The sequence below is a fragment of the Delftia sp. ZNC0008 genome (assembly GCF_000799035.1).
In the GTDB taxonomy this organism is placed as follows: domain Bacteria; phylum Pseudomonadota; class Gammaproteobacteria; order Burkholderiales; family Burkholderiaceae_C; genus Comamonas; species Comamonas tsuruhatensis.
In genome coordinates this window covers 1-5,370 of sequence record NZ_JTKZ01000799.1, presented here as the reverse complement: position 1 = coordinate 5,370, position 5,370 = coordinate 1, and the positions used below count along the sequence as shown (strand labels likewise).

The 5,370-nt window shown below is 68.5% G+C and carries 6 protein-coding genes; 4 read left to right on the top strand and 2 right to left on the bottom strand.

What is annotated here, in order from left to right:
• Window positions 1-284, bottom strand: a 284-nt coding sequence (locus tag L995_RS25720; RefSeq protein ID WP_047474143.1) for a magnesium chelatase domain-containing protein, incomplete at its 3' end; no start/stop codon positions are given.
• A 336-nt stretch (window positions 285-620) separates the two neighbouring features.
• Window positions 621-1,595 (bottom strand): LysR family transcriptional regulator, encoded by a 975-nt coding sequence (locus L995_RS25715; protein ID WP_231574529.1) that lies wholly within the window; start codon window positions 1,593-1,595, stop codon window positions 621-623.
• Window positions 1,596-1,845: 250 nt separating this feature from the next.
• On the opposite strand from L995_RS25715, the gene L995_RS25710 reads away from it, so the two are divergent.
• From L995_RS25710 to L995_RS34735, 4 genes are all read left to right on the top strand, one after another.
• The gene (locus L995_RS25710) at window positions 1,846-3,141 is read left to right on the top strand and encodes an MFS transporter (protein WP_047474141.1); all 1,296 of its coding nucleotides are present in this window, start codon (window positions 1,846-1,848) and stop codon (window positions 3,139-3,141) included.
• Window positions 3,142-3,170: 29 nt separating this feature from the next.
• Window positions 3,171-4,358 (top strand): L-rhamnonate dehydratase, encoded by a 1,188-nt coding sequence (gene rhmD, locus L995_RS25705; protein WP_016452099.1) that lies wholly within the window; start codon window positions 3,171-3,173, stop codon window positions 4,356-4,358.
• An 11-nt stretch (window positions 4,359-4,369) separates the two neighbouring features.
• Window positions 4,370-5,179 carry an HpcH/HpaI aldolase family protein gene (locus L995_RS25700; RefSeq protein WP_047474140.1) on the top strand — a complete coding sequence of 270 codons (810 nt, stop codon included), beginning with the start codon at window positions 4,370-4,372 and terminating at the stop codon, window positions 5,177-5,179.
• A 16-nt stretch (window positions 5,180-5,195) separates the two neighbouring features.
• A partial coding sequence (locus tag L995_RS34735) for an aldehyde dehydrogenase family protein (RefSeq protein WP_156136135.1) occupies window positions 5,196-5,370 on the top strand: 175 nt, incomplete at its 3' end.

The following is a 5,370-nucleotide window of genomic DNA, read 5'->3' as shown; positions in this document are numbered from 1 at the left end:
CCGCTGGCCGCGAGAATGCCCAGCGCAATGGGCAGGTCGAAGCGCCCCGAATCCTTGGGCAGGTCGGCGGGCGCCAGGTTGACGATGATGCGTTTGTTGCTCGGGAACTCCAGCCCGGAGTTCAGCAGCGCCGAGCGCACGCGTTCACGCGCTTCCTTGACCTCGACATCGGCCAGACCCACCAGCGTGAACGACGGCAGGCCGTTGGCCAGATGCACTTCCACGGTGACACGCGGGGCGGCCAGCCCCAGCAGCGCACGACTTTGAACCAGGGCCAGACCCATGGGCACCTCGCAGGAACGACAGACACAAAGCCACACAAAGGAAGAAGCCGCCAGCGGTGCGGCGGCTTCGGTGACCCAGTATGGCAACGGCCTTGGGCCTTGTGGGCGGCGGGCGCGGCGCTGAACCCAAATCTCAGAATGTTCTGACCCTTGCAGCGCAAAAATCAGAACAGCTTCACCAGCGCCGGAACGCTCAGCACGGCCGTGTAGTAGCCCATGAACTGCACGCCGGTGTTGAAGCCGAAGCCGCGCGACGGCAGGCCGCCGAGCAGGCCCGGCAACGGCCGTTCCCCTGCGCCATGCGAGATTGCAGGTCGAAACGCGAGCGGTGCTGGCTCAGCCGGCCTGAGCCAGCCCCCGGGCCTGCGCGCGCAGCAGCGCGATGAAGCGCTGCTGCTCCTGCGTGGGCGCGTCGTCGGTGCGGGTGAGGATGCCGAAGGGCGCCATGGGCACGTCGATGCAGACCGGCAGCGCCCTGACCAGGCCCATGCGCAGATAGTCCTTGAGCGCGGATTCGGACAGCAGCATCACGGCATCGGTCAGCTGCACCAGTTGCTGCATGGAGTACACCGAGCTGCATTCGATGATGTCGGCCGGCGCGGGCAGCTCCAGGCGCTGCAGCAGCTGGTCGAGCGCGATGCGCGCAGGGCTGGTGGCCGGCTGCAGGATCCAGGGCCAGTCGCGCACCAGTTCCTCCCAGTCGAGCTTGCGCCGGCGCGCCAGCGCATGGCCGCTGCGCACGACGAGCAGCAGCCGCTCGTTGCCCAGTTCCTCGAAGCTGTAGCCGCTGCTGTCTGCCGTGGGGCTGCGCCGTGCAATGGCCAGGTCGATGCGCCGCTGGTCCAGCAGGCGCAGGATCTGGTCGCTGGTGTCGCCCATGATGCGCAGGCGCAACTGCGGGCTTTGCGCCTTCATGCGGGCCACGGCAGTCATCACCAGGTCGGGTGCTGCGCCCATGATGGTGCCGATGGACAGGTAGCCGTAGCCGCCCTGGCGGCGCGCGGCCAGGTCCTCGGCGCAGCGGTCCAGGCTGTTGAGCGAGGCCTCGGCAAACCGCACCAGCTGCGCGCCCAGCGCCGTGGGCCGCATGCCGCGCGGCAGGCGCTCGAAGAGCTGGCAGCCGAACATGTCCTCGATCTCGCGCAGCATGCGCGTGGCTGCAGGCTGGGACATGGCCAGGCTCAGCGATGCGCGGTGCAGGTTCAGGCTCGATCCCAGCGCCACCAGCATGTGCAGGTGCTTGTAGCGCAGACGGTTGAGCAGGCTGCGGTGCAGCACGGGCGGGGCGGATTCGGGCGGCTTGTCTGGCATAAGCGCAAGGTATCGGATGTGACCGAAATTCGATTTGTTGAGCATCGATCATGCGCCGTACATTGGCCCTGCGACAAGAAAAAACAGACCCAATCCAGGAGACAAGACATGCACAGCCCATCGCCTGTTTCATGACGCGCTGACGCGACCGGCCCCCAAGCCGCAGCCGCCTCTCGCCTTCCGAAAAAGCACGCCTTCCGCGCCCCCATTTTTGTGGGCGTGATGGCTCTCCATCGCCTTCAGGACCGTCATGAAAAAACTCCCCGCTCCCCTGCTCGCCAGGATCTCCTGGCGCCTGCTGCCCTTTTTGCTGCTCATGTACATCATGGCCTTCCTGGACCGGGCCAACGTGGGCTTTGCCAAGGTGGCCTTCCAGGCCGATACCGGCATCAGCGATGCGGCCTTCGCCTTTGGCGCGGGCGTGTTCTTCGCAGGCTATGCGCTGCTGGAAGTGCCCAGCAACCTGATCATGCACCGCGTGGGCGCCCGCATGTGGATGTGCCGGATCATGGTCACCTGGGGCCTGGTGTCGGCGGCCATGATGTTCGCCCACGACCAGACCACGTTCTATGTGCTGCGCTTTTTGCTGGGCGTGGCCGAGGCGGGGTTCTTCCCCGGCGTCATCCTGTACCTGACCTACTGGTTCCCGGCAGCGCACCGCGCGCAGGCCATGGGCTTTTTCTACTTCGGCGCGCCGCTGGCCTTCATCTTCGGCAGCCCGCTATCGGGCCTGCTGCTGGAGCTGGACGGCATCGGTGGCTGGCACGGCTGGCAGTGGCTGTTCGCGGTGGAGGGGCTGATGGCGGTGGCCGTGGGCATCTGGGCGTATTTCCACCTGGACAACCGCCCCGCCGACGCCACCTGGCTCAGCCGCGAGGACAAGGCGCTGCTGCAGGACATCCTCGACAGCGAAGAGCGCGCCAAGGGCGGCCACGGCCACAGCCTGCTGGCCGCGCTGTGCCAGCCGCGCGTGCTCTACCTGGCGCTGATCTACCTGCTGATCCAGGCCAGCGTCTATGGCGTGGTGTTCTATCTGCCCAGCCAGGTGGCGGGCCTGCTGGGCACCAAGGTGGGCCTGCTGGTGGGCGTGGTCTCGGCCATTCCCTGGCTGTGCGCGCTGCTGGCCGCCTGGTGGATTCCGGGCCATGCCGAGCGAACAGGCCAGCCGCGCGGCATCGCCAGCCTGACGCTGGTGATGGCTGCCGTGGGCATGGCTGCATCGGTGAGTTTCTCCAGCCCCCTGCTGGGTGTGGCCGCGCTGTGCCTGGCGGCGGCCGGTTTCATCGCCGTGCAGCCCGTGTTCTGGACCTTTCCCGCCAACACGCTGGCCGGCGCTGCGGCCGCTGGCGGCATCGCCTTCATCAACTCCCTCGGCGCCGTGGGGGGCTTCACCGCCCCCATCGTCAAGAACTGGGCCGAGGGCTTTTTCCACTCCCCGGCGGCCGGCCTGTACCTGCTGGCCGGCACCACGCTGCTGGCTGCGGCCCTGGTGCTGGGCGTGCGCGCACGCCTGGCGCCGGCCTTGGCCGCACCGTCGGCCGCCTGAACCACTTGCACACGGAGCACAACCATCCCATGACACAGATCCCCACCATCAAGCAGGTGCGCGCCTTCACGCTCAAGGGCGGCGGCGCCGACTACCACGACCAGTCCGACGGCCACTGGATCGACGACCACATCGCCACGCCCATGGCCAAGTACCCCGAGTACCGGCAAAGCCGCCGCAGCTTCGGCATCAACGTGCTGGGCACGCTGGTGGTGGAGATCGAGGACAGCGCCGGACGCGTGGGCTTTGCCGTGACCACGGGCGGCGAGCCTGCGGCCTACATCGTCGAAAAGCACCTGGCGCGTTTCCTCGAAGGCGCCCGGGTGACTGACATCGAGCGCATCTGGGACCAGATGTACCTGTCCACGCTGTACTACGGCCGCAAGGGCATCGTCATCAACACCATCTCGGGCGTGGACCTGGCGCTGTGGGACCTGCTGGGCAAGGTGCGCGGCGAGCCCGTGCACCAGCTGCTGGGCGGCGCCGTGCGCGACGAGCTGCAGTTCTACGCCACGGGCGCGCGGCCCGACCTGGCACAGAAGATGGGCTTCATCGGCGGCAAGATGCCGCTGCACCACGGCCCGGCCGAGGGCGAGGAAGGGCTGCGCCGCAACCTGCAGGAGCTGGCCACCATGCGCGAGCGCGTGGGCCCGGACTTCTGGCTCATGCTGGACTGCTGGATGAGCCTGGATGTGAACTACGCCACGCGCCTGGCCCAGGGTGCGCAGGCCCATGGCCTCAAGTGGATCGAGGAGGCCCTGCCGCCCGACGATTACTGGGGCTACGCGGCCCTGCGCAAGAACGTGCCCACCGGCATGCTGGTGACCACGGGCGAGCACGAGGCCACGCGCTGGGGCTTTCGCCAGCTGCTGGAGATGGGCTGCTGCGACATCATCCAGCCCGACGTGGGCTGGTGCGGCGGCATCACCGAGCTGCTCAAGATCTCGGCCCTGGCCGATGCCCACCAGGCCCTGGTCATCCCGCATGGCTCCAGCGTCTACAGCTACCACTTCGTGGCCACGCGCCACAACAGCCCGTTTGCCGAGTTCCTGATGATGGCCCCCAAGGCCGACGAGGTCGTGCCCATGTTCCATCCGCAGCTGCTGGGCGAGCCCGTGCCCGTCAACGGCCGCATGCGCCTGTCGGCGCTGGACAGGCCTGGCTTCGGCGTGGAGCTCAATCCCGAGTGCGCCTTGCACCGCCCGTACACGCACTGAAGGAGCCCCCCATGCAACTGCCTGCCAACCCCTTCAAGGCCGCGCTGCGGCGCGCCGAGCCGCTGTACGGCATCTGGGCCGGCTTTGCCACGCCCTATGCGGCCGAGATCATCGCCACCACGGGCTACGACTGGATGCTGGTCGATGGCGAGCATGCCCCCAACACCGTGCCCACGCTGCTGGGCCAGCTGCAGGCCGTGGCGCCCTATGCCACGCACCCGGTGGTGCGCGCCGTGCAGGGCGACACCGTGCTCATCAAGCAACTGCTGGACGTGGGCGTGCAGACGCTGATGGTGCCCATGGTGGAGACGGCCGAACAGGCGCGCGAGCTGGTGCGCGCCATGCGCTACCCGCCCCATGGCGTGCGCGGCGTGGGCGGCGGCCTGACGCGGGCCACGCGCTGGGATGCCGTGCCCGACTACATCCGCACGGCGCATGAGCAGCTGTGCCTGATCGTGCAGATCGAGTCGCCCCGGGGCGTGGCCAATGCGGCCGAGATCGCGGCCGTCGATGGCGTGGACGCCGTCTTCATCGGCCCCGCCGACCTGTCCACGGGCATGGGCCATGCGGGCGACGCCAGCCAGGGCGAGGTGCAGGACGCCATACGCCGCACCGTCCAGGCCACGCTGGCTGCCGGCAAGGCCTGCGGCATCCTCGCGCCGCGCGAGGAAGATGCGCGCCGCTATGCGGACTGGGGCTGCCGCTTCATCGCCGTGGGCATAGACATCAGCCTGCTGCGCCAGGCCGCGCTGGCCAATCTGGGGCGCTATCGCGCCACGCAAGCCACGGACCAGGCGGCCCCTGCATCCCGCACCTACTGAACCCAAGGAGAACTCCATGGCATCCCTTCCCGTGCTGCGCAATTTCATCGCCGGCAGCTTCACCGACAGCGCCGAACTGCATGAGGTGACCAACCCCGCCACGGGCGCGGTGCTGGCGCGCTCGCCCCTGTCCAGCCAGGCCGATGTGGACCGCGCCATCGCCGCCGCGCGCGGCGCCCACAAGGCCTGGG

Coding starts and splice junctions, on each gene's coding strand:
- L995_RS25715 (WP_231574529.1), bottom strand. CDS start 1,595: ATGCCAGACAAGCCGCCCGAATCCGCCCCGCCCGTGCTGCACCGCAGC.
- L995_RS25710 (WP_047474141.1), top strand. CDS start 1,846: ATGAAAAAACTCCCCGCTCCCCTGCTCGCCAGGATCTCCTGGCGCCTG.
- rhmD (WP_016452099.1), top strand. CDS start 3,171: ATGACACAGATCCCCACCATCAAGCAGGTGCGCGCCTTCACGCTCAAG.
- L995_RS25700 (WP_047474140.1), top strand. CDS start 4,370: ATGCAACTGCCTGCCAACCCCTTCAAGGCCGCGCTGCGGCGCGCCGAG.